The 23,190-nt window shown below is 68.9% G+C and carries 17 protein-coding genes and 1 tRNA gene; 8 read left to right on the top strand and 10 right to left on the bottom strand.

The genetic code is table 11. The features are described from left to right. The first annotated feature begins 37 nt into the window (after positions 1–37). The 3 genes from V1Y59_RS01800 to V1Y59_RS01790 are packed head-to-tail and all read left to right on the top strand — an operon-like array spanning position 38 to position 950. Positions 38–436 carry a phage holin family protein gene (locus V1Y59_RS01800; protein ID WP_330503105.1) on the top strand — a complete coding sequence of 133 codons (399 nt, stop codon included), beginning with the start codon at positions 38–40 and terminating at the stop codon, positions 434–436. Then, on the top strand, positions 433–684 hold the full coding sequence (locus V1Y59_RS01795; RefSeq protein ID WP_330503104.1) for a DUF3618 domain-containing protein: 252 nt from the start codon (positions 433–435) through the stop codon (positions 682–684). Before V1Y59_RS01800 ends, V1Y59_RS01795 begins: the two co-directional genes overlap by 4 nt. Continuing rightward, a complete protein-coding gene (locus V1Y59_RS01790) occupies positions 681–950 on the top strand; it encodes a DUF4235 domain-containing protein (RefSeq protein ID WP_330503103.1) in 270 nt (89 codons plus the stop codon). The genes V1Y59_RS01795 and V1Y59_RS01790 overlap by 4 nt, the downstream gene beginning before the upstream one ends. A 154-nt stretch (positions 951–1,104) precedes the next feature. Here the strand turns inward: V1Y59_RS01790 and V1Y59_RS01785 are convergent. Continuing rightward, positions 1,105–1,181, bottom strand: a tRNA-Met gene (locus V1Y59_RS01785). A gap of 291 nt (positions 1,182–1,472) precedes the next feature. Here V1Y59_RS01785 and V1Y59_RS01780 point away from each other — a divergent pair. Continuing rightward, positions 1,473–1,766 carry a hypothetical protein gene (locus tag V1Y59_RS01780; protein ID WP_330503102.1) on the top strand — a complete coding sequence of 98 codons (294 nt, stop codon included), beginning with the start codon at positions 1,473–1,475 and terminating at the stop codon, positions 1,764–1,766. Between the two features lie 55 nt (positions 1,767–1,821). On the opposite strand, the gene V1Y59_RS01775 is transcribed toward V1Y59_RS01780, so the two are convergent. Next, positions 1,822–4,782, bottom strand: a complete 2,961-nt coding sequence (locus V1Y59_RS01775; RefSeq protein ID WP_431309079.1) for a UPF0182 family protein — start codon at positions 4,780–4,782, stop codon at positions 1,822–1,824. A 232-nt stretch (positions 4,783–5,014) separates the two neighbouring features. Here V1Y59_RS01775 and V1Y59_RS01770 point away from each other — a divergent pair, with 232 nt between their 5' ends. Then, on the top strand, positions 5,015–5,611 hold the full coding sequence (locus tag V1Y59_RS01770) for a PPA1309 family protein (protein WP_330503100.1): 597 nt from the start codon (positions 5,015–5,017) through the stop codon (positions 5,609–5,611). 18 nt (positions 5,612–5,629) lie between these two features. On the opposite strand, the gene V1Y59_RS01765 is transcribed toward V1Y59_RS01770, so the two are convergent. Next, on the bottom strand, positions 5,630–6,670 hold the full coding sequence (locus V1Y59_RS01765) for a YlbL family protein (RefSeq protein ID WP_330503099.1): 1,041 nt from the start codon (positions 6,668–6,670) through the stop codon (positions 5,630–5,632). 154 nt (positions 6,671–6,824) lie between these two features. On the opposite strand from V1Y59_RS01765, the gene V1Y59_RS01760 reads away from it, so the two are divergent. The 3 genes from V1Y59_RS01760 (at position 6,825) to V1Y59_RS01750 (ending at position 10,730) form a co-directional block, all read left to right on the top strand. Beyond that, positions 6,825–8,303 (top strand): zinc-dependent metalloprotease, encoded by a 1,479-nt coding sequence (locus V1Y59_RS01760; protein ID WP_330503098.1) that lies wholly within the window; start codon positions 6,825–6,827, stop codon positions 8,301–8,303. A gap of 84 nt (positions 8,304–8,387) precedes the next feature. After that, on the top strand, positions 8,388–9,329 hold the full coding sequence (locus tag V1Y59_RS01755) for a hypothetical protein (protein ID WP_330503097.1): 942 nt from the start codon (positions 8,388–8,390) through the stop codon (positions 9,327–9,329). 84 nt (positions 9,330–9,413) lie between these two features. Continuing rightward, entirely contained in the window at positions 9,414–10,730 is a 1,317-nt protein-coding gene (locus V1Y59_RS01750) for an ABC1 kinase family protein (RefSeq protein WP_330503096.1), read from the top strand. Between the two features lie 170 nt (positions 10,731–10,900). Here the strand turns inward: V1Y59_RS01750 and V1Y59_RS01745 are convergent, their stop codons facing one another. From V1Y59_RS01745 to V1Y59_RS01715, 7 genes are all read right to left on the bottom strand, one after another. Continuing rightward, positions 10,901–11,191 carry a WhiB family transcriptional regulator gene (locus tag V1Y59_RS01745; protein WP_330435498.1) on the bottom strand — a complete coding sequence of 97 codons (291 nt, stop codon included), beginning with the start codon at positions 11,189–11,191 and terminating at the stop codon, positions 10,901–10,903. A 548-nt stretch (positions 11,192–11,739) separates the two neighbouring features. Continuing rightward, positions 11,740–13,785: an ATP-dependent DNA helicase UvrD2 gene (locus V1Y59_RS01740; protein ID WP_330503095.1), complete on the bottom strand. Its 2,046-nt coding sequence runs from the start codon at positions 13,783–13,785 to the stop codon at positions 11,740–11,742. A gap of 96 nt (positions 13,786–13,881) precedes the next feature. Further along, complete coding sequence (locus V1Y59_RS01735) at positions 13,882–14,166, bottom strand: mycoredoxin (protein WP_330435501.1); 285 nt, start codon at positions 14,164–14,166, stop codon at positions 13,882–13,884. Positions 14,167–14,237: 71 nt separating this feature from the next. Then, positions 14,238–15,170, bottom strand: a complete 933-nt coding sequence (gene nudC / locus V1Y59_RS01730; RefSeq protein ID WP_330503093.1) for an NAD(+) diphosphatase — start codon at positions 15,168–15,170, stop codon at positions 14,238–14,240. Beyond that, the gene (locus V1Y59_RS01725) at positions 15,170–16,243 is read right to left on the bottom strand and encodes a potassium channel family protein (RefSeq protein ID WP_330435506.1); all 1,074 of its coding nucleotides are present in this window, start codon (positions 16,241–16,243) and stop codon (positions 15,170–15,172) included. Before V1Y59_RS01725 ends, nudC begins: the two co-directional genes overlap by 1 nt. Before the next feature lie 35 nt (positions 16,244–16,278). Beyond that, the gene (locus tag V1Y59_RS01720) at positions 16,279–19,659 is read right to left on the bottom strand and encodes an ATP-dependent helicase (RefSeq protein WP_330503092.1); all 3,381 of its coding nucleotides are present in this window, start codon (positions 19,657–19,659) and stop codon (positions 16,279–16,281) included. Continuing rightward, entirely contained in the window at positions 19,652–23,128 is a 3,477-nt protein-coding gene (locus V1Y59_RS01715; protein ID WP_330503236.1) for an ATP-dependent helicase, read from the bottom strand. Before V1Y59_RS01715 ends, V1Y59_RS01720 begins: the two co-directional genes overlap by 8 nt. Positions 23,129–23,190 lie beyond the last annotated feature (62 nt).

The following is a 23,190-nucleotide window of genomic DNA, read 5'->3' as shown; positions in this document are numbered from 1 at the left end:
GTCACCTCAGATGGTCGTCCGTGATGAGGAGGTATCGATGAGTGAACTCCCACCCGAGGAGCTCTCCACGGTTCAACTGATCGAGAGGCTGCAGCGCCAGAGCACCGACCTGGTCAAGACGGAGATCCGTAACGCGATGGACGAGGTGAGTGCGAAGGGCACCCGCCTCGGGGTGGGCATCGGGGTCTCGGGAGCGGGTGCGCTGCTCCTGCTGTTCGGGCTCGGCACCCTCGTGGCCGCGGCGGTGCTGGGTCTGGCAGAGGCGGTACCCGCGTGGTTGGCGGCCGTCATCGTCGCCGCAATACTCATCCTGGTCGGCGCGGTGACCGCGCTGGTCGGTGCTCGACGTGCGCGCGCCGCGGTCCCGCCCACACCCGAGCAGGCCACCCAGAGCGTCCGCGACGATGTGACCACCGTGAAGGAGCACCTCCGATGACCACTCCGTCCGATGACGGCGTCACCGACGACGCCCTGCCACCCGTCGAGCAGCAACGTGCAGAACTCGCCGAGACGGTCGACGCGCTGGCACGCAAAGCCGACGTCAAGGCCCGCGTCCAGGATTCGGCCGCCGACCTGGCCCAGACTGCTCGCAACAACCAGAACACCCTGGCCGCAGGCGGTGCCGCCGCGCTCGGCCTCGTGGCCGTGCTCGTGATCACCCGGCGATGGAGGAGGAACCGATGAGCGCCGTATCCAAGGCCATGTACAAGCCTCTGTCGATCGCGACGAGCGTCCTCGGCGGCGTCGTTGCCAGTGCAGCATTCGGTCAGATCTGGAAGCGCATCTCCGACGAACCCGACGTCCCCGATCCCAAAGACCTGCGCCACGGCACCACCGAGGTTCTTGTCGGAGCAGCCGTCCAAGGGTTGATCTTCGCGCTGGTGCGCGCCTCGATCGACCGTGCCGCGGCCCGCGGATACAAGGCGGTCACCCACGAGGACCCGACGTGACCCAGCCGTACGATCGTTGACTTCACGCGGGTCGTCTCTACTCGCGCGGGTCGCCTCGGGTCACGCGAGTGGTCGACGATCCGCGCGACAACGGACGACCCGCGTCGGACATGAAAAAGGCCCACGGTCCCTGTCGGAACCGTGGGCCTTTCCTTGGTAGCGGGGACAGGATTTGAACCTGCGACCTCTGGGTTATGAGCCCAGCGAGCTACCGAGCTGCTCCACCCCGCGTTGGTGAACACAACGTTACACACACGTTCGCGGCAAAGGCAAATCGCCTCCCTCGGCCATCGCGGAATCTCCGCCGAACTGCGAAAACCGCTGTGACGCAAGACACTTTGGTGCCGCCATGAGGACATGGGCGGCAGGAAAACGGGCCCGAATCGACCCGGATGCCGAGTCGACGACCGCGCCCGGAACGGCCTCGGCCACGCGGCTGCGAGGTGGTTCGACTGTGACAAAAATCACAAGGAGGTAGTCTGGCGGTGTACACACGAACACCGTTCAGATCGAGGAGGAACGATGGCATCTCATCATCTGCACATGCCCCATCACGAGAGCCACGGAAATCACCCGATGAGCGTTGTCGGGTATCTGCTGGTGCTCGTCGGATTCGCATCCGCGGCCCTGTGGTTGGTGTCGATGGCCGGCGGTCACGTCGCACTGGCGATCGTCTTCGGACTGATGATGGTGGGCGCGTTCGCCGGCGCCACCGCGATCTTCATGTCTCTGAGCCACCGTCATCACCACAGCCCGGTTCTGCCCGACAACACCGATGCCGAGCTCGGCCGCTACCGCAGTCGCTATCGCGAATGAGTGATCCGGCCGGGTTCCGATTCGTTGCGAACCGGAACCCGGCCGGAGATCCTCACTAATTCGGCAGTGACTCGTACTGCTCCACGGCCGCGTTCAGCTGGTCGAGGGCCTCACCGTAGGCGGTGAAGTTGCCCGAGCTCTGCGCCTCCGCCAGCGCGTCGAGCGCCTGGCTGATCGCCTGGAGCGCGGCGTCGCGTTCCGCGGAGGAACCCGCCGCAGGCGGTGCCGGAACTGCGGCCTGCTGCTCGCCGTCGGGCTGCTGCTCCCCCTCGGGCTGCTCGGTGGCCGGTGGTGCCGCCTCACCGGGTACCAGCGCGGCACCCTGCGGCGAGATACCCACCTGTGAGAGCGCACCCGCCGTGGTCGGTGCGTAGCCGACACGGTTCTCGTATCGCGTGATGACCCGGAACAGGCGCGGGTAGGTGCCCTCGCCACGAGCCTGCGCGTACATCGGGACGACGTACAGGATGCCGCTGTTGCCCACGGGCAGGGTCAACAGGTTGCCGAACATGACGTCGACGTTGCCCTGGAAGTTACGTCGGCTCTCGGCAACCCGGTCGTCCTGCTGCATCGGGTTGAACGCCTGGCGCGGGCCGTCCCGCTGCGTGTTGGTCGGGATCGTCTTGACGGTGATCTCGCCGTAGGACCCGGGATCGGAGGACACCGTCATGTATGACCCCAGGATGGGACGGTTGAGTCGGGTCAGCACCGAGGTCAGCTGGAACGACGGATCCGCGGTGCGCGGCGACGACGCCACGAAGTAGTACGGAGGCTGATCGAGCCCCTGCGCGTCGGCGTCCTCGTTCGTCGGATCCGACGGCACCGACCAGAAGTCACTGCCCTCGAAGAACTGCTGCGGATTGGTGACGTGATACTTCGTCAACAACGACCGCTGGATCTTGAACAGGTCCTCCGGGTAGCGGACGTGCTCGGCCAGTGATTCCTGCTGGTCAAACTCGGAACGCGACTTCACCGTCCCCGGAAAGACGTTCATCCACGTCTTCAAGACGGGGTCCTGATCGTCGAACTGGTAGAGCGTCACTTCGCCCGTGTAGGCGTCGACGGTGGCCTTCACCGAGTTACGGACGTAGGAGACCGTGCGGTTCACCTGGGTGCGGCCCGTCTGGCCCTGATTCAGTTCCTGCGCATCGGTGGTCGCCGCCTGCAGGGAGGTCCGCTGCGCGTACGGATAGTTGTCGAGGGTGGTGTACCCGTCGACGATCCACTTGATCGAACCGTCCTCCATCACCGCCGGATACGTCTTCGAATCGACGGTCAGCCACGGGGCCACCTGCTCGACACGGTCCCGCGGGTCGCGGTTGTAGAGCAGTTTCGAGTTCTCGTTGATCTCACCGGAGAGCAGGAAGTTCCGCTCGGCGAACCGCACCGAATACAGCAGGCGACTGAAGTAGTTGCTCAGCGACACACCAGCGTCGCCCTCGTAGGTGTAGGTGGAGTCCTGTGTGTCGTACTCGCGGGACTGATCGTTGTTCGAGCCGACGATCGCGTAGTCGGGATCCACCTGGGCGATCAGTTCGCCGAAGTAGATGCGCGGCTGCGTGACCTTGATGGGCGCCTCGGCCTGATACTCGTCGGTCTGGAAGTTCGACAGGTCGCTGACGTAGAAGACCGGCGAGCCGCCGCCCTCGACGTCGTCGGATGCCGGCTGATTGACCCGGTTGGCGGGCGCGGCGATGAACCCGTTGCCGTGGGTGTAGACGAGGTGCTTGTTGAGCCAGTTGGTCTGGTTCCCGACCAGGCGTCCCGGGTCGATCTCACGAACGGCGACCACGAAATCGCGCATCTCGCCGTCGATCTCGTACCGATCGAGCGCCAGCTGCGTGGGGAATCCATAGAAGTTCTGCCGCTGCTGCAGCTGCGTGAACGCCGGCGAGACGATGTTCGGATCCAGGATGCGCAGGTTCGACAGCGTCGGGACGTCGGCATCGACGGTGGCCTGATTGACCGGCTCCGCGGTCCAGTTCGGTTGTGTGGTGACCTGTTCGGGCCCGATGCCGTAGGCCTGCTCGGTCGCCGTGATGTTGCGCGCTATGTATTCCGATTCCTTCTGCGCCGCGTTCGGCCGGACCGAGAACTGCTCCATCGCCAGCGGCCAGCCGACACCGATCACCAACGCCGACAACACCATCAGTGCCGTCGCCAGCGCCGGCACGCGCAGGTCGCGCAGCACGATGCCGGCGAAGAATGCGACCGCACAGATGATCGCGATCGACATGAGGATCAGCTTCGACGGCAGCACCGCGTTGATGTCGGTGTAGCTGGCACCGGTGAAGATCTCCTGTTTGCGCTGGCTGGACAGCAGCGAATACCGGTCGAGCCAGTAGGCGGCCGCCTTCAGCAACAGGAAAGTCCCGGCGAGGGCGGCCAGCTGGATGCGCGCCGCGGTCGAGATCGACGGGCCGTTGCCGTTCGAACCGCCGCCGGCGAGGCGGATACCGCCGAACAGGTAGTGCGTCAGCAGGTTCGCCAGGAATGCGATCACCACGACGACGAACAGCAGGTTCAGGATCAGCCGGATGAACGGGAGGTCGAACGCGTAGAAGCTCACGTCCATGCCGAACTGCGGATCGGTGACGCCGAAGCTCTCTCCGTGCAGGAACATCTGCACCGTGGCCCACGACCCCTGGGTGACCAGGCCGGCCAGCAGGCCGATGATGATCGCGGGGATCACCGCGAACCACTTGGTGCGGCCCATCACCGTGGCGCGGTAGCGCGCCAGCGGATCATTCGGCCCCGACGCCGGCACGAAGACCGGCCGGGAGCGGTAGGCCATGGCGATAGCACCGAACACCAGCAGGCCGACCACCAACGTCGTGATCAGGAACAGGATGATCCGGGTCCACATGACCGTCGAGAACACCCGGGTGTACCCGACGTCGGAGAACCACAACCAGTCCGTGCCGAGCCCGACGAGCCGAGGCCCGACCAGGAGCAGCACCAGGATGCCGACACCGATCCCGATGGCGATCTTGCTCCTGCGCGACAGTGTCGGCATGCCTGCCGGCCCGCGAACGCCCACCTGACCCACTCTCCAAAGTTCTCATTCCGGACATCGGCCCGACCGGCGTGAGTGCCCGCCTGACTCGTGCACCCAACTGTACTGGTCCGTCCCGACCCGCATCGACGGGCCACATTGCGCCACCCGCGACCGACAAGGCAACGATCGGCTGCGCGGGTGAGTTCCACGTCACATCCGGATGGGTCGGGGCGGCTTGCGAGGCGGCAAGATGGGACGCGTGAGCACCGAACCCGATCCGGCCACCGAGCCCACCCCGTCCGTCGACGACCTCGGCGCCGCCCTCCGCGACATCGTCGAGTTCGTCGACGCGCAGGGCTGGGGCCTGCCACCGATGCTGTTCGCGCTCGTGCCGACCGCCGTGCTGGCCGCGACCCAGCCCGGATTGATCGACCCGGACGACGATTCCGTGCTCAGTCCGGTGGCCCAGGAACCCATTCCCACAGCCGGGCACGACGAGGACCCGGGTACTGCGCTCGAACAGGTGCTCGCGACGACGACCTGGCCGGAGATGGTCGCGGGCGCGGCCGTCATCCAGGAGATCGTGGTGCTGCCGCCCGGCGCCGACGCAACCGGCGCGCCGCACACCCACCCGGATCGGCGAACCGCCCGGCTCGTCGTCGGCGCACTACGGAACCGGACGACGCTGGCGCTTCTCCACCTGCAGCCGGACAGCGCGCAGCACGACGAGAACGGCTCCGAAGCCTTGGCCGAGATCGAGCTGCTCACCCGCCACGATCTGGCGACCGACCTGCGAAACGCACTCGCCCACACCTTCGACGACCCGACACCTGACACAGCCGGCTGAGCACTGCGGAGGCGATGGTCAGCAGTGCGGCGCGTCCCGACCTTCCCCGATGTCGTCGAGCGCGTCGACCGCACCCTGGAGATCGGCCACCCGCACCAGGGTCAAACCGTCCGGGACGTCCGACGCCGCCTCGGCGCAGTTGCGTTCGGGCACCAGGAAGACCGAGGCACCCGCGTCGCGTGCCGCGCGGGTCTTGTGGGTGATCCCGCCGATCGGCCCGACCGCACCGTCTTCGTCGATGGTGCCGGTACCTGCGATGAAGTCACCGTTCGTGAGCTCGCCCGGACTGAGCCGGTCGATCACGGCCAGGCTCAGCATCATGCCCGCGGACGGCCCGCCGATGTCGCCGACGTTGTAGGAGATCTCCAGCGCGGGATCGGCATTGACCACCTCCGGGGTGACCCCCAGGTAGCCGGCCTCGGCGTCGTCGGGTCGGGCCGCGAGGGTCACCGACACGGTCTGCCGCGCTCCGCCGCGATCGATCTCGACGGGCACCGGGTCGCCCGGCGCCTGGGACATCACCGCGTCCTGCATCTCGGCGGTCGTCGACACCGGACTTCCGGCGACGGTCAGCACCTGGTCCCCCGGTTCCAGCTCCCCCGCGGCCGGACCGTCGTCGGCCACCGAGACGAGCACCAGTTTGGTCGGCCGATCCAGGTAGCGCAGGGCCGCGGCCGTCGCGCTCTCCTCCGACCCCGTCATCTCCTGCTGGTTGCGTTCCCGCACCTGGTCGGGCGTCTGGTCCGGCGGGAAGAGTCGGTCGCGTGGCTCGATGCTGTACGTGCCCGACATCCACATTCCCAGTGCCTGGAACAGCGACATCCCATCGGTGACCGACACGGTCGTCAGGTTGAGATTGCCGGTGGTCGGATCGGTGGGCACCCCGGCGATGTCGACCACCGGCTTGTCGTCGAGTTCCCCCAGCGTGTTGACCGTCGGTCCGGGGCCGAGGGCCACGAACGGGACCTGCACCGAGGTGCCGACGAACAACAGGGCCACGAACACCAGCGCCGTCACGGCGACTGTCGCTATCCGACGATGGCCGGGCTGGAGACTCATTCCGCTCACAGTAGTTGACCTCACCTGTCGATCAGCCCGACGCCCGGCGAGCCCCTACGCGCCCGCCCGGAGGCAATCCACCCTGGTCGCAGGCATTGAGCGGCGTACGCTCAAGGCGAACGCCGAGCGCGAGACCGGGCGGTACCGTGGAGATATGAATGATCTGCCCTTCGGGTTCTCCCCATCCGGCGACGGCGACGACGACCGCCGCGGTGACAACGATCGCCGCAAGAACGAGGGATCTTCGGGCGGCGAGACCCCCGGCGGCGCGCAGAATCCATTCGGCTTCACGCCCGGCAGTGGGGGTTTCGACCCGTCGTCCTTCGATCCGTCCCAGTTGGGACAGATGTTCTCGCAGCTCGGGAACATGCTCAGCGGCATGGGCGCCGGGATGACCTCCGGCCCCGGTGGCGGCGCGGTGAACTACCAGGTGGCGACCAACCTGGCGCGTCAGCAGATCGGCAACTTCACGCCGGTCCTGGACAAGGAGACCACCGCGGTCACCGACGCGGTGCGGCTGGCCGAGGTCTGGCTCGACGACGTCACCACGTTCCCCAGCGGGGTGCGGCAGTCGGTGGCATGGACTCCGGTGACCTGGCTCGAGGAGTCGATGCCGACGTGGAAGCGCCTCTGCGACCCCGTCGCCGAACAGTTGTCGCGCACCTGGGAACAGAACCTTCCCGCCGAGGCCGCGCAGTTCGCCGGCCCGATGATGGGCATGCTCACCCAGATGAGCGGTATGGCGTTCGGCACCCAGCTCGGCCAGGGCCTGGGCCATCTGGCCAAGGAGGTACTCACCTCCACCGACGTCGGACTGCCGTTGGCACCGGAAGGTGTGGCGGTCCTGCTACCGGAGGCCATCGCCACCTTCGCCGACGGACTCGAGCAGCCCGCACAGGAGATCATCGTCTTTCTTGCGGCGCGTGAGGCTGCGCATGTGCGGCTGTTCACGCATGTCCCGTGGCTTCGGCAGCGGCTGCTGTCCACGGTCGAGGAGTACGCACGCGGCATCAGCATCGACTTCAGTGGCATCGCCGACATGACCTCCGACGTGGACCCGCAGGAGCTGTTGTCGAACCCGTCGAAGCTGGAGGAGCTGATCGGATCGTCGGCGTCGTTCGAGCCGACCACGACGCCGGAACAGCAAGCCGCGCTCGCCCGCCTCGAGACGTTGCTCGCGCTCGTCGAGGGCTGGGTGGAGCAGACGGTCTCCGCCGCCCTGTCCGACCGCATCCCCAGCGTCGGCGCCCTGACCGAGACGATGCGTCGTCGCCGCGCGTCGGGCGGACCGGCCGAACAGACCTTCGCGACCCTGGTCGGCATGGAGTTGCGACCGCGCAAGGTCCGCGAGGCGTCGGCACTGTGGCGTCAGCTGCTCGAGGCCGGCGACATCGCCACCCGCGACGGTGTGTGGGCACACCCCGACCTGATGCCCGACGCCGAAGACCTCGACAACCCGGCCGGATTCATCGACGGCGTCATCGGCGGTGCGGTGAGTTCGTTCGACGACCCGATCGCGCAACTCGAGGCGACGCTGGCCCAGGAACGTGCTGCCGAGAAGTCATCCGACGACACGGCCGACGACAACGATTCCGGCCCCGATCGTCCCGACACCGACAAGCGCGACGACTGATCGGCTCACACAGGGTTGTCCACCGGCCGTCCGGCCTGTGGACAACTCTGCGGCGCCGACGCCGGGAGGTGGCACAGTGACGCCATGTCCGATCGAGGTGTGCCGCATGCCGTTCCCGACCACAGCCGGTCCCGGGACGCGACGGCGCCGCCCCCGGACGATCGGAGCGCGTTTCCGCTGATCCGGCCCGGCACCCCCGTGATGGTGCGGCCCGGCAATCGTGTGCACGTGGGTAGCGATCCGCGTCGCAGCCTGGTCGTCGACCTCATGTCGCCACTGCGGGCCGACGATGTCGCGGCGCTCTTGCGTGGCCTGACCCGACCACGATCGGGCGCCGACATCATCCGCCGCGCGGAGCTGATCGGGCTCGCCGCCGCCGATCTCGGCGCAATCCTCGCGCAACTCACCGACGCGGGACTCGCCGTCGCGGCACCGTCACCGGTGACACCGCTGCGGATTCGACTCCACGGACGAGGTCCCATCACCGATCTCCTGTCCATCTCGCTCACCGACGCCGGCATGGCACCTCGACGCTCGACGCGCCGGCTGTCGCTGGCAGCGAGCACCGACGGCTGGACGTCGAACCTGGTGGTGCTCACCGACTACCTGGTCCATGACCCGTCGAACATCAAGGCACTCAACGCCGCTCGTGTCCCACACCTCCAGGTCCGGGTGCGGGACGGAGTGGGGGTCGTCGGCCCGTTGGTGCTGCCCGGCCTGTCGAGTTGCCTACGCTGCGCCGACCACCACCGCGCGACGATGGAGCCGGACTGGCCGATGCTGGCCGCGCAGATGGTCGAGCAACGTGGCCACGCGGCCGCGGGAACCGTACGCGGTACCGCGGCCATCGCACAGGTGCAGATCGAGGATCTCGCGGCGGCATTGGGGTCGGGCACCACCCGGCCGCCACCCCAGTTGCTCAACCGGGCACTGGAGTTCCGACCGGGACCGGCCGAGTTGGTGGCCACCGAATGGCCGCCGCATCCGTTGTGTGATTGCCGGCCCGCCATCGCTCGTGCCGGTTGACCGATCCCGACCGGACACATCCGTGGAGTGCGTGTGGCCGGCCCGATCGGCCGGTCCTCTATTCTGTTGTGGGGAAAGGACGCTATGAGTGACATCGCTCGGGGGCAGGGACGACGGAACGCGAGACTCGCGTCGCTGCCGATCGGAATGGCAGGACGAGCTGCGGCCGGGCTCGGCAAACGTATGGTCGGCCGGGACAAGGACGAGGTCCAGCAGGAGATGCTGGAGCGGGCCGCCGAACAGCTGTTCGCCGTTCTCGGGGAGCTCAAGGGCGGGGCCATGAAGGTCGGGCAGGCCATGTCCATCATGGAGGCCGCGATCCCGGACGAGTTCGGGGAACCGTTCCGCGAGGCCCTGACCAAGCTGCAGGCCGAAGCGCCGCCATTGCCTGCACCGAAGGTGCACAAGGTTCTCGACCAACAGCTCGGGACGAAGTGGCGTGAGCGCTTTCGCGACTTCTCCGACGAACCCGCCGCCTCGGCGAGTATCGGGCAGGTCCACAAGGGCATCTGGTCCGATGGCCGCGAGGTGGCCGTCAAGGTCCAGTACCCGGGCGCCGACCACGCTCTGAAGGCCGATCTGAAGACCTTGTCGCGGATGTCGGGTGTCCTGCAGAGGCTGTCGCCGGGCACCGATGTCAAGGCGATGATGGACGAACTCATCGACCGCACCGAGGCGGAGCTGGACTACCTCGGTGAGGCCGACAATCAGCGGGCATTCGCGAAGGCGTTCGACGGCGATCCCGACTTCGTCATCCCCAAGGTGGTGGCCAGCGCACCCAAGGTCATCGTCTCGGAATGGCTTGTCGGCACACCGTTGTCGAAGATCATCGTCTCCGGCGACCAGCAGACCCGCGACGACGCGGCCGCGAAAATGGCGACATTCGAGGTGAGTTCACCGTTCCGGTCGGGACTCCTGCACGGCGATCCGCATCCGGGGAACTTCTTCATCACCCCGGACGGTCGTTTCGGTGCGCTCGACTTCGGTGCCGTCGGCCACTACCCCAACGGGCTGCCCGCCGAGACCGGACCGATCCTCCGTCTCGCCCGCGACAAGCAGTACGCCGAGCTCAAAGAGCTCATGGTGCAGACCGACTTCATCCTCGCGTCGCGGGCCGATCGGGTCAGTGCGGCCGACATCGAGGCCTACCTCAAGCCGTACGTCGATCCGCTGTACTCCGAGTCGTTCCACTTCACCCGCAAGTGGATGCAGCGGGCCGCCGGCAAGGCGACCGACGTCCGCGGTGACGTGTACAAGACGTCGCGGAATCTGAACGTGCCCAAGAACTATGTGATGGTGTTCCGGGTTCTCGCCGGTTGTGTTGGTATCGCCTCGCAGCTCGAGGCGAATGCGCCCTACCGGGCGATCATGGAGAAGTGGGTGCCCGGGCTCGCGGACTGAGCCCCGGACGGCGGGGCCGGTCAACGCGCACCGTCCGACCAGACGCGCAGGCCGCACGGTGAGCGCGTGGTAGGACGCCGCGCGTTCACTCGCCCTGCCGGCAGCGCCGCCGACAAACACCTACGCGCACCGTCCGTAAGGATCGGTGCGCGTAGGTGTCGATACGGTCGTCACGCGACGTTCTTGCGCGGCCGTCCGCGGGGGCGCTTGCGCGCGATCACCGCGCCGCGCTCGAAGATCTCGCCGCCCCAGACCCCCCAGGGCTCTGCACGGTCGAGTGCGGCCTGCAGGCAGGCACGCTGCAAAGGGCATTCGGCACACATGGCCTTCGCCCGCTCGAGATCTCGGGGATCCTCGGCGAACCACAGATCGGCGTCGGCCACCTGGCAGGGCAGGTCAAGGCGACCGACCGACTCGCGGTCCGCCGAAAGACAGGACTCGAGAACGCATTCGACAGTCATTCTGCTCTCCACATCTGCTCGTGTTGGGTGTTGGTGCACCCGAGTCCCGATGTGAGATTCCGATTGCGGAATGTCGACCTCGACGCCCATCCACTGGGATGAGTGCCGGATGAGGTCATTCACAAAGGGCCACGGGTTCGCCTTCGCGATTCGCCCGTGGCCCGAAGTCGGAGTCAGTGACTCCGAGAATTTCGTATCTGCACGGGGAACCGCTGCGGCGCTCGCGCTGCGGCGATTGCGGCGCCTGCGGGTGCGTTCGCTACCCGCCCGGCTGCCGGATGGAGTGCCATCAGGCGCACTCGGGTCTCGTCGACCCAGGAGCGGTCGCGACGGAATGCGCCGATGGCGAGAGCCATACACGGCTTTGCGACAGGCGCGCCGAGGCTCGCCTGAATGTGGATTCCGTTCACTGATCCGCTCCTTTCTGTGCTCGAGGGCTTCCACTCATGAGGTGACCCGTTACGGACATACGGATCTCTCCCCGTGCTGACGAATCCAGAGTAGAGGTCGCGGCAAAGATCGCACAACCTATTTTTGACCTGCGGTTTTCACCCTGCCCGATTCGTCTTGACGAGTTCGACGAGTTCACCGCCGAACTGCTCGAGCTTCACCGGGCCGATCCCGGGAATGGCCCCCAGTGTCCGGGTGTCGTCGGGTCGGCGGTCCGCGATCGCCTCCAGCATCGCGTCGGTGAGGATCGCGAGTTCGCCGACGCCCCGTTCGCGGGCGTGACTGCTGCGCCAACTGCGCAGGGCCGCGAGCAGGCCGTCACCGCGTTCCTCGATGCGGCAACTCCCGCACCGGCCACGCACGCGGGACTCGGGGTTCACCAGCTGGGCGCCGCACTCACGGCACCGGCTGCTGCGGCGCGGATCGAGGTCGATGCCGTCCAGGAACCGGGTTCGGCGCCTGCTCACGCGGCCACTACCGGTCCGGGACAGGCTCCACGAGAGATACAGGTGCTCACGGGCACGCGTGATGCCGACGTAGAAGAGCCGACGCTCCTCCTCGATCGCCCGAGCCCCGTGCCCGATCGCCTGCGCGATCGGCACCGACCCCTCCGTCAGGCCGACGAGGAAGACCGCATCCCACTCCAGACCCTTGGCCGCATGCAGCGACGCCAGCGTCACGCCGGTCCGTTCGGGTGTGTGGCGCTCTTCGGCACGCATGGTCAGCTCGGTCACCAGGCGCCGCAACGACATGCCCGGCTCGTCGGTGATGAGTTCGTCGACGACGGACATCAACGCGCGCAACGACTCCCACCGTGCCTTCGCGTGCGGCCCGACCGGCTCATCGTCGGTCAGCCCGAGCGGGGCGAGCACCGCACGGACCACGCGGATCGGTTCGGCGTCGGCCGGCAGGTCGTCGCGGTCAGCGGTCGCGGTGAGCTTGCGCATGGCCTGAACGATCTCGGTCCTGGTGAAGAATGCCTCCGACCCACGCACCTGATAAGGGATTCCGACCTCGGTGAGCGCCTCCTCGAAGCGCTCGGACTGTGCGTTGACCCGGTAGAGGATCGCGATCTCCGCCGGGTCGGTGCCGGCACCGACCAGATGTTTGATCTGCGCGACGACCCCGCGGGCCTCCCGCATGTCGTCGGCGAACTCCGCCGGGCGCGGGACGGGACCCCGGGGGCGCTGCCCGATGAGCTCGAGGCGGGTGCCGGGACTGCGTTCCTCGGCCGCGGCGATGACCTGGTTGGCCACCGCGACGACTTCGGGGGTGGAGCGGTAGTCCCGTTCCAGCCGCACCAGTGTGGCCTCCGGGAAGCGGCGGGTGAACCCGAGCAGGTAGTCGGCCGTCGCCCCGGCGAACGAGTAGATCGTCTGGTTGGCGTCCCCGACGACCGTGAGGTTGTCCCGTTCCCCGAGCCAGACGTCGAGCAGACGCTGCTGCACCGGCGTGATGTCCTGATACTCGTCCACGACGAAACACCGGTAGCGAGAACGGAAGTCGGAAGCGGCGTCGGATTCGGCGAGGACCTCGGCGGCGTAGATGATCAGGTCGTCGAAGTCGAACATCAGGTGCGCACCGTCGCGCTTGGCCACCTCATAGGTGTCGAACACGGCGGCCACCGACTCGTGGTCGTACGGGGTTTCCCGGCCCGCCGCGGCGGCGCGCGCCACATAGTCGTCGGGGGTGATCAGAGATCCCTTGGCCCATTCGATCTCGGAGGCGAGGTCTCGCAGCGTCTCGCTGGTCGTCGTGATGCCGACGTGCCGGGCGGCCCGGGCCACCACCGGGAGCTTGTGATCGAGCAGTTCCCAGGTGAGGCCACGCGGCCAGAAATACCGCAGCTGCCGGAGCGCGGCGGCGTGAAATGTCTGTGCCGCGACTGGCGCGCCGGGTCCGATGGCATCGAGCGATCGCAGGCGGGCGCGCATCTCGCCGGCGGCCCGCGTGGTGAAGGTGACGGCGAGGACGTGGGCGGGGCCCACCTGTCCGCTGTCGATCAGATGCGCGATTCTGCGGGTGATGGTGCGGGTCTTGCCGGTGCCGGCGCCGGCGAGAACACACACCGGTCCCCGCGGTGCCAGCACCGCACGCTGCTGCTCGGGGTCGAGACCGTCGAGGATGCGGTGGGGATCGGGCACCGGTCCACTATGCCACCGGCCGCCGACAGCGCGGCCGCGTCACCATGAGGCGTCCGCGCCTCCGTGGCCCTCAGGATGGCGCGTCGCCAAGAACGGTCAGACGCCCAGTTTCGCCTTGACGTCCGCGATCGACGGATTGGTCGCCGTGGTGCCGTCGGCGTAGAGCACGGTCGGGACGACGTGGTTGCCGCCGTTGACGCTGCCCACGAACTCCGCGGCATCGGGGTTCAGCTCGATGTCCACCTCCTGCCACTTCAGGCCGAGGCTCTTCAGCCCGGTCTTCAGTCGTGCGCAGTACCCGCACCAGCTGGTGGTGTACATGGTCAGCTCGCCGGTGTCGGAGACCCGGGCCGAGGCGTCGTCGTCGATCACGTTGCTCATGTCATCCACAACAGCAGATGCCGGGCGCGTGTTCCCGACCGGGCGTCCACGGTCGGCCCCGCCGCCGGACGTCAGCGCTGCCCGTAGGCCCAGGCGCTGATCAGGGACCGCGCGATGGAGATCGAGCCGGGAAGTCGAAGCCGCCGCTCCCCGGCTTCGGTCCCCACCGAACCGTCGCCGCGCACCCATTCGGTCCCGGTTTCCAGGGCGTCGATGACCTCGGCACGGTCGAACCAGGCGGCGTCGCCGATCTCGCCGTCGAGGAACTCCAGGCGCGCGTCCGGGTCGCCGATCGCGGCGAATCCCAACATCAACGACCGCGGGAACGGCCACGGCTGGCTGCCGAGGTAGCGGGGGTCGGTCACGGTGATGCCGACCTCCTCGTGGACCTCCCGGACCACGCACTGTTCCAGTGACTCACCCGGCTCGACGAACCCGGCCAGGGTCGAATACCACCCGTCCGGCCAGACGGACTGCCGGCCCAGCAGCAGCCGGTCGGCGCCGTCGTGGACCACGGTGATGATGGCCGGATCGGTTCGGGGGAACTCGTCGACCCCGGTCTCCGGATGGCGGCGCACCCACCCGCCCCGCGCGGGATGGGTGGGTGTTCCGTCGACCGGCGAGAACCGTGCGGTGGCATGCCAGTTGAGGATGCCGAGCGCGGTGGCCAGCAGGCCCGCCTCGTCGGCTGCGAGACCGTGCGCCCCACGCCGCGGGTCGTCGGTACGGCCGTCGAGCGTGTCGGTGCGCATCGCCCACAGGTCGGTGCCGGCCACACCGAGGAAGACGGCGTCCGCCGGCGGTTCCCTTCCGAGGTCGGTGGCGTCGGCCCACCGCAGCCCGCCGTCCTCGGATACCGGGTAGCGTCCCGCGGCGTCGATCTGCAAGACCAGGGCACCCGGCCACCCCGACCGCATCCGGTCGGGATCATCGCGGATGTCGTCGGCGCGATCGACCGTCGACCGCGCCAGCAGCGGCGGCTCCGCCAGGATGAAGTCACCCATCAGTCCGAGGATCCCTTGCGCACATACAGGAGCCGGTCGCCGACTTCGATCTGCTCGACCTCGCTGTCGTCGACGCGGTGCAGCACGCCGTTGCGCACCACTCCCAGCACGATGTCGCGCGTGTGGGCGGGCGAACCGCCCGACTCTGTCGGCTCGACCTCACGTTCGGCGATCGCGTATCCGGCGTCGGGGGTGAGCAGGTCCTCGATGACCTCCACCACCGACGGCGTCATCGTCGCGATACCGAGCAGGCGGCCCGCGGTCTCCGACGACACCACCACCGAGTTCGCACCGGATTGGCGCATCAGATGGGTGTTCTCGGACTCCCGGATCGACGCGACGATCTTGGCGCGTGGGTTGATCTCGCGGGCGGTCAGGGTGGCCAGGACCGCGGTGTCGTCGCGGTTGGCGGCCACGACGATGCTGGCTGCGTGCGCCACACCGGCCAGCCGCAACACGTCGGACTTGGTGGCGTCGCCGCGCACCGTGACGAGTCCGTCCGACGCGGCCGCGTCGAGCACGTTCGGGTCGGCATCGACCACCACGATCTCCGACGGCTTGGTGCCGTCGCCGATCATCGCATCCACGGCGGTCCGGCCCTTGGTGCCGTAACCGATGACGACGGTGTGGTTGCGCACGGCGTTCCTCCAACGTTGGATCTTGAGTGCCTGCCGCGACTCCTTGGTCAGCACCTCCAGTGTGGTTCCGATCAACACGATCAGGAACAGCACGCGCAGCGGGGTGATGATCAGCAGGTTGGTCAGGCGCGCGAACGGGGTGATCGGGGCGATGTCGCCGTATCCGGTGGTCGACAGGCTCACCGCGGAGTAGTACATCGCATCCAGGAAGCTCAGTCCGTCGCCCTGGGTGTCGCTGTAGCCGTCCCGGTCGAGATAGACGAGCACGGCGGTGGAGAACAGCGCCACGAAGGCGTACACGACGCGCTTGCCGATGGCCCGCGCCGGACTCTGCCGCAGCTCGGGGATCCGGACGACATCGACCAGCGCATAGTCGGGCCCCTCGGACAGGTGCTCGGAACGCAGGCGCCGCCGGAAACCGGACGGTCGCCTCACGTGTGCTGCCGTTCGCTCACGAAGGGGAATCTAGCTCATTTCGCCAACAGTGCAGCGAGAGCGGGTCGATCGGGCAGGTCATCGGGCTCCAGGGTGTAGCCGGAGCGCACGTAGTGGAATGCCGCCCGGACCTTCTCCAACGGCACCCCGGCGAGTTGGGCCCAGGCGATCCGGTAGGCCGCGAGCTGAACGAACAACGACTCGCGTCGCGCCGGTTCGGGGACCGATCCGGTCTTCCAGTCCACGACCAGCCACCCGCCGTCGGGTTCGGCGAAGACCGCGTCGATGCGGCCGCGGATGACCGTCGGACCGATCACCGTCTCGAACGGCACCTCCACCTCGGTCGGGCTGCGTTGGGCCCACCGGGACGCCAGGAATGCCTCGCGCAGCTCGTCGAGATCCGTGTCCGGGGCCGCGGTGGCGTCGGCGGCGCCGGGCAGTTCGTCGATGTCGAGCAGGCGCGTCGCGCCGAACCACCCTTCCACCCAGGCATGGAAGGCCGTGCCGCGGCGCGCCGTCGGGTTCGGCGCGAAAGGGGTGGGCCGACGCAGGCGGCGCGCGAACGCGGCTTCGTCGGCGTCGAGTTCGACGAGTTGACTCACCGAGAGGTGCGTCGGCAACGCGACATCGATCTCTGCCTGATTGGTGCGGTGGTGCTCGGCGAGCAGCGCGTCCACCTCCGATCGCCACGCGGCGATCTCCTCGTCCTCGCTCGTGGACACACCGTCGGTCGCGAGGGTGTCCGGTGTCGGGTCGAACAGTGCCGGGGTACCGCGCCGGGAGATGGCGTCGGCGACCAGACGCGACGCGTCGGCCACCGCGTCGCGCCGCTCCCCCAACGGATCTCGCGGCCATGGCGCGCTGACGACCTGGTCGGCCAGCGGATTCGTCGCGCCGTCGGGCGGTTCCGGCGTGTCGATCGCGATGGCCATGCCCGTCGACTCGATCGTCGGGTCGTCGATCGCGGCGGCGACGATCCCGCGGATCTCGGTGAAGAACGACGATCCGCCCCGGGGCCGGTCCCCCGTCTCCGACCAGTGGTGCGCCGAGATCAGCAGCGAGTGTTTGGCCCGGGTCAGCGCGACGTAGAGGAGGCGCCGGTCCTCCTCGAGTCGGCGCTGCGCGATCGCCTCCTTGTGTTCGGTCAGCGCCGCCTCGAGTTCCTTGCGGTCGGCCGCCGCGCGCAGGTCCAACGGCGGGAACCCTTCCGCGTTGGTGTCGTCGGCGAGATCACCCCGCAAGCCGGCCGGCAACTCCTTCGCGCTGCCGAGCCACGTGGTGTCCGCGCGGCCGCCGGGAAAGATGTTCTCGCACAGATGCGGTACCACCACCACATCCCATTCCAGACCCTTCGCCGCATGCACGGTGAGGATCTGCACCCGCTGCTCGGCCACCTCGATCCGGCCGGGTTCGAGTCCTTTCTCGATGGTCTCCGCGGTATCCAAGAAGGCCAGCAGGCCGGGCAGATTGGCGCCGGGCCGTTCGGCGTAACTGGTGACGTACTCCGCGAACGCGTCCAGATGCTCACGGCCGGTGATCGCCCCGCGCATGCGGCGGGCCCGGATCTGGGCCTCCACGGCCACGCCGATGGTGTTCTCGACGTCGGCGACCAGTTCCGGCAGCGGCTGCCCGATCCGGCGGCGCAGCGACTCCAGTTGTGCGCCGAACGCCCGGATGCGTGCAAAACCCTCGGAGCTGTACCGGTGAGCCTCGCCCGGATCGACGAGGGCGTCGGCGATTCCGGCACGATCGACGATCTCGGTGGGCAGCACCGCGTCGAGAGCCTCGTCGAGCTCTTCCCGAGAGGCGACGACGCCGCCGGACGCGGTGAACTCCACGGCCGCGAGTTCGGTGGCCCGCTTCCACAATGCGGCCAGGTCGCCCGCGCCGAGCTGCCATCGCGCGCCCGTCAACAGCCGCATCGCCGCGGTGCCGGCCATCGGGTCGGCGATCAGTCGCAGCATCGCCACCACGTCCTCGATCTCCGGAACATGCAGCAGCCCGCCGATGCCGACGACCTCGGCGGGTATACCGCGGCTCTCGAGTTCGGCGGCGATGGGCGCGGAGTCGTCGTTGCGGCGGACCAGGACGGCGGTGGTCGGCGGCGCATCTCCGGCGGTCTCGGCGCCCCGATAGATCCGCTCGATGTGCTCGCCGATCCAGCGCCGTTCGTCGACCACGGTCTCGGTCAACGCCACGTCGACACTCCCGGTCGGGGCATCCGGCCTGGGCCGCAGCACACTCACCGGTATCCCCTTGCGGCGAAGCTCTTCCGACGTCTCGTTGGCCAGCCGCAACGCGTGGGCCGCGTTGCGCCAGCTCGTCAGCAGTTCCAGCCGCTGCGCCGGTGACGAGTCGGACTGCCGGAAATCGTCGGTGAAGCGGGGCAGGTTGGCCGCCGACGCGCCGCGCCAGCCGTAGATCGACTGGATCGGATCGCCGACGGCGGTCACCGCCACCGAGGTGTCGCGTGCGGCAGCCCGCTTCGGCTTCCCGGGTGCGCGACCGAACAGCGTCGCGAGCAGCACCCGTTGCGAGTGACCGGTGTCCTGGTACTCGTCGAGTAACACGGCCTTGAACGATTCCCGCTCGGCGGCAACCACTTCCGGATTCCGCATGACCAGCCGGGCGGCCAGTGACATCTGGCTGCCGAAGTCGAGGGCGGTCGCCGCCCGCATCGTCTCACCGAGCGCGATGACCATCGGGATGAGTTCGCGCCGTTCGTCGATGACGTCTTTGACCTTCAGCAATGCCTGGGTCGGGGTGTCGCGCTGACGGGGGCCCTTCGGCAGGGTGTCGATCAGTTCGTACAGATCGTCACCGGCGCGGCGCAGATCATCGATGTCGACGAGATGCTCGGCCATCTCCCCGTAGAGCTTCAGCACCGCCTCGGTGACGCTGGCCGGGACCTTCGTGGTGCGCAACTCGCCCGTCCAGTTCGACACCACCGCAAAGGCCATCTGCCACAACTCGGTTTCCGACAGCAGGGTCGAGTTGGGTTCCACCGGTAGCAGCAGTCCGTAGTCGGCGATCAGGCGTCCGGCGTAGGCGTGATAGGTGCTGACCTCGGGGTCGCCACCACCGAGTCGGGCGGCGATCGAACCGTCCGGGTCCCAGCCGCGCAGCGCGGGTGAACCCGCCAACATCGACAGTCGGCGCCTGATGCGCGCGCCGAGCTCGCTGGCCGCCTTGCGTGTGAAGGTGAGACCGAGGATCTCGTCGGGTGCGACTAATCCGTTGGCGACCAGCCACACGACCCGCGCCGCCATCGTCTCCGTCTTGCCCGCACCGGCGCCGGCGACGACCAGCACCGGTTCCATCGGCGCCTCGATCACTGCGACCTGTTCCGGGGTGGGTGTCGGGAGCCCGAGAGCGGCGGAGATCGCCACGGCCGAGATGGTGGGCCGGTCAGTCATCGATCACCGACTTGCCGCGCAGCTGCGCCGGGCAGCTGGTGGACAGGGCGCAGTGGCTGCAGCCGGGGTTGCGGGTCGCGGCGAACACGGGCCCGATGCTGGCGCGGGCGGCGCCCCGCACCACGGAGATCCATTCGTCGACCTGTTCGGTGGTGAGTGGGTCCTGCACCCGCTCCGCGGCGCCGGTGTTCTTGTTCGCCGACGACACGTACACCAGCCGCCCACCGCCCGGTTCGGCAGGCGCCGTGCCGGATTCCGCGGTGCCGCCGAGCGCCAGGGCGAGCTGATACGTCGCCAACTGTGCGTGGTCCTGCGCGTCTGCCTTGGACACCGCCGACTTTGCGGTCTTCACGTCCACCACCACCGGCCGGCCCTGGGCGTCACGTTCCAGGCGGTCGATCCGCCCGCGCAACCGAACCGCCATCTCGGTGTCGTCGGGCCCGCGCTCACCGGTATCGGGGGCACCGGGGTCAGGGGCACCGGGACCTGCGGGCACCGTCGCGTCGATCTCGGCCTCGACCCCGATCTCCGACAGGTCATCTCGCGAGATCCGCAGCCAGTCCCGGAAATTCGTCAGCATCCCCTCGGCACGTTCGAGCTCACGAACCGAATACCACGCCGCGCCGGTGTCCACGCGGTCCCAGATCCCGCGCAGCGCGGCGGTGACCTCGGCCGGGTCGATCTGTCCGGCGACTGCCTGGACGAGCGTGTGCACGAGGCTGCCCGTCAGCGCGGGCGTACCGTCACCGTCGCGCCCGCCGTGGCGTTCGAGGACCCACCGCAGCGAGCAGCGGGTCAGTGATTCGACGTTGGACGGCGACAAGGTGACCGGCCCCCGGTCCGGGGTCCACAGGGCTGTCTCGGTACTCGGACCGCCCAGTCCGAACCAGTCACGTGGCGCAGCGCCGGCAATGTCGGAATCCGCCAGCTGCGCAAGCAGTTCGGCGGCGGCGACGGCCCGCGGCCCGGGTTCGCCGTCGGGTGAAAGTCCGCGCATGCCCGCGACGACCTCCGACCGCAGCGTCGCCACCAGCGATGGCAACGACAGAACCCGGTCGACGCCCGGATCGAGGGGCAACTCGGCGAGGGCGACGTCCGTCTCGTCGTCTGCGTCCGCCGGGGCCAGGCCCCGATACCGCCGGATCGCGTCGGCGACCTCGACGACGAACCGCGAGGGCGATGCGTCCCCGCCGCCGTCGTCCACGGCGGTGACCAGGAGCCGTCGGCGTGCCCGGGTACACGCCACCAGCAGCAGCCGGCGTTCGTCGGCGAGCGCCGAGGTCGACCGCGCCACGGTGTCGAGGGCATCCGGATCGACGCCGTCGAGGAGGTCGACGAGCTGGCCGGTCGCCAGGACACTGCCGCGACTGCGCAACGACGGCCACAACCCGTCCAGCACACCGGCCACCGCCACCACGTCCCATTCGCGGCCCGCGGCGGCGTGCGCCGAGAGCACCGTGACCGCGTCCGAGGCCGACCCGGCGAGGCGACTGTCCCGCGGGATCTGCAACGCTCCCAGATAGCGGACGAAACCAGCCGGGCCGGCGGCCGGCAGCGTGTCGACGAAGTTCGCGGCCGCCTCGAACATCGCCATCACCGCGTCGAGATCCCGGTCTGCCTGCTCACCCGCCGGGCCACCGCGGATCGCGCTCGATGCCCAGCGTCGTTCCAGGCCGGTGGTCTGCCAGGCCGCCCAGAGGGTTTCCTCGATGCCGCGGCGCGAGCGGTGTGCCCGATCGGCGGCGTCGATGACGTCGAGGGTCCGGACCAGCGGTCGGGCCTCTGCGTCGGTGAGCCCGCGGATGTACTTCTCGGCCGACGTGCGGTCGATCAGCGCGTGCCGGATCGCGATCAGCGAGTCGGTGGCGGCGCCCCCGCCGGTGCGTTCGTCGAGCCGCCGCACCCCGCGCCGCAGGCGCCGCATCGCCCCCGGGTCGGCGCCGCCGATCGGACCGCCCAACAGGGCGACCGCATCGTCGACGGTGAATTCCTCGGCAGCCACGTCCGGTTCGGCCTCCCGCGCCGCCACCACCCGCAGCACCTGCATCAGGGCGGCGACCGCGCGCTGGCGATGCAGCGGCAGGTCGCTCGTCGGAGTCGTGACCGGCACGCCCGCCGACCGGAACGCCCGACGAAGCGCGGGCAGCGCCAGCGAGACCGAACGCACGATGACCGCCATCCGCGACCAGGGCACGCCGCCGAACAGGTGGGCACGTCGCAGCAGGTCGGCCACCGCGGTGGCCTCCTTGGCCGACGAACTGAACACCCTGACCTCCGCGCCGTCGCCGAATCCCGTAAGAGCTTCGGCGCCGTCGCGCTGGAGATCCTCCGGGTACGGGTGCGGGCGTGCGCCGGGTAGGCGCGCGGTGAGCGCGGCCCCGACCGCGGCGATCTCGGGATGGGTACGAAAAGAGCTGTCCAGCAATATGTCCCGCGCTGATCCGGACTCCGCGAGCCCGTCGACGAACCGCGGGCTCGCTCCGCGGAAGCCGAACACCGATTGGTCCGTGTCGGCGGCGATGATCGTCGAATCGGCACCCGTCCCGATCAACGTCACCAGCCCTGCGGCCTGCGGATCGAGGTGTTGTGCGTCGTCGACCAACAGATGCCGGATGCGACGCCGCTGCCCGGCCAACAGGTCGGGGTCGGTGGCGAACGCGGACAGCGCCGACCCGATGAGTTCCGCCGCGTCCACCGCGGGCGCCGAGGCGCCGGGAGCATCGGCACCCACCACCCCGCGCAACAACATGTTCTGCTCGTACTGCGCGTAGGCACGACCGGCCGCCACCCATTCGGGTCGGCGGTGCTCGCGGCCGAGTGCGCCGAGCTCCTCCGGACCCACGCCCCGTTCCGCTGCGCGCATCATCAGGTCGCGCAGGGCCTGTGCGAATCCGTCGGTGCCCAACGCGGGTCGAAGCCGCTCCGGCCAGTACTGTGCGCCGTCCTCGATGTCGCCGGCGAGCAGTTCACGCAGCACCATGTCCTGCTCGGAGCCGGTGATCAGCCGGGGCGGAGGATTCCCGTGGGCCGACGCCTGCAACCGCAGCACCGCGAACGCATAGGAATGCACGGTTCGGACCAGGGGCTCGCGTAGGGCCCGATCCTCCGGGCCGGCGCCGGCCACGTCGGGAGACGCAGCCAGGACCCGCCGGGTGATCTCCTCGCGCAAGGATGCGGCGGCACGCCGTGACGCGGCGAGCACCAGCACGGACTCGTCGTCGACGTCGTCGCGCAGCAGACGTGCCACCGCGGCGTCGACGATCACCGAGGTCTTGCCGGTGCCGGGGCCGCCGTGCACCCGGATCGGCGACCACGCGCGGTCCGTCTCACGGGTCACCGGTGAGTCGATGACCCGGGACACGTGGGCCGGCCACCGTCGTCGCCGGTCGTCGACGGTCGGGGCGGGGGTGAGCCGGGTACGCAGAGCGGACCCGCCACCCGGGGCGGTGGCATCGCTGCGTCGGACCATTTCCCCATCGAAGCATGCGGTCCCGACAACGGTCGCGACGGAGCCGGGCCCGATGCGCACGT

Source organism: Gordonia prachuapensis (assembly GCF_036350515.1).
GTDB lineage: Bacteria > Actinomycetota > Actinomycetes > Mycobacteriales > Mycobacteriaceae > Gordonia > Gordonia prachuapensis.
Note: the sequence above shows the minus strand (reverse complement) of the source record. Positions and strands in the feature narration are given on the sequence as shown.

What these genes read in the sequence shown, in the direction of transcription:
- V1Y59_RS01780 (WP_330503102.1), top strand. Translation starts at nt 1,473, where the DNA reads ATGGCATCTCATCATCTGCACATGCCCCATCACGAGAGCCACGGAAAT.
- V1Y59_RS01750 (WP_330503096.1), top strand. Translation starts at nt 9,414, where the DNA reads ATGAGTGACATCGCTCGGGGGCAGGGACGACGGAACGCGAGACTCGCG.
- V1Y59_RS01735 (WP_330435501.1), bottom strand. Translation starts at nt 14,166, where the DNA reads ATGAGCAACGTGATCGACGACGACGCCTCGGCCCGGGTCTCCGACACC.
- V1Y59_RS01760 (WP_330503098.1), top strand. Translation starts at nt 6,825, where the DNA reads ATGAATGATCTGCCCTTCGGGTTCTCCCCATCCGGCGACGGCGACGAC.
- V1Y59_RS01770 (WP_330503100.1), top strand. Translation starts at nt 5,015, where the DNA reads ATGGGACGCGTGAGCACCGAACCCGATCCGGCCACCGAGCCCACCCCG.
- V1Y59_RS01800 (WP_330503105.1), top strand. Translation starts at nt 38, where the DNA reads ATGAGTGAACTCCCACCCGAGGAGCTCTCCACGGTTCAACTGATCGAG.
- nudC (WP_330503093.1), bottom strand. Translation starts at nt 15,170, where the DNA reads ATGGGTGACTTCATCCTGGCGGAGCCGCCGCTGCTGGCGCGGTCGACG.
- V1Y59_RS01765 (WP_330503099.1), bottom strand. Translation starts at nt 6,670, where the DNA reads ATGAGTCTCCAGCCCGGCCATCGTCGGATAGCGACAGTCGCCGTGACG.
- V1Y59_RS01720 (WP_330503092.1), bottom strand. Translation starts at nt 19,659, where the DNA reads ATGACTGACCGGCCCACCATCTCGGCCGTGGCGATCTCCGCCGCTCTC.
- V1Y59_RS01775 (WP_431309079.1), bottom strand. Translation starts at nt 4,782, where the DNA reads ATGCCGACACTGTCGCGCAGGAGCAAGATCGCCATCGGGATCGGTGTC.
- V1Y59_RS01755 (WP_330503097.1), top strand. Translation starts at nt 8,388, where the DNA reads ATGTCCGATCGAGGTGTGCCGCATGCCGTTCCCGACCACAGCCGGTCC.
- V1Y59_RS01715 (WP_330503236.1), bottom strand. Translation starts at nt 23,128, where the DNA reads ATGGTCCGACGCAGCGATGCCACCGCCCCGGGTGGCGGGTCCGCTCTG.
- V1Y59_RS01795 (WP_330503104.1), top strand. Translation starts at nt 433, where the DNA reads ATGACCACTCCGTCCGATGACGGCGTCACCGACGACGCCCTGCCACCC.
- V1Y59_RS01790 (WP_330503103.1), top strand. Translation starts at nt 681, where the DNA reads ATGAGCGCCGTATCCAAGGCCATGTACAAGCCTCTGTCGATCGCGACG.
- V1Y59_RS01745 (WP_330435498.1), bottom strand. Translation starts at nt 11,191, where the DNA reads ATGACTGTCGAATGCGTTCTCGAGTCCTGTCTTTCGGCGGACCGCGAG.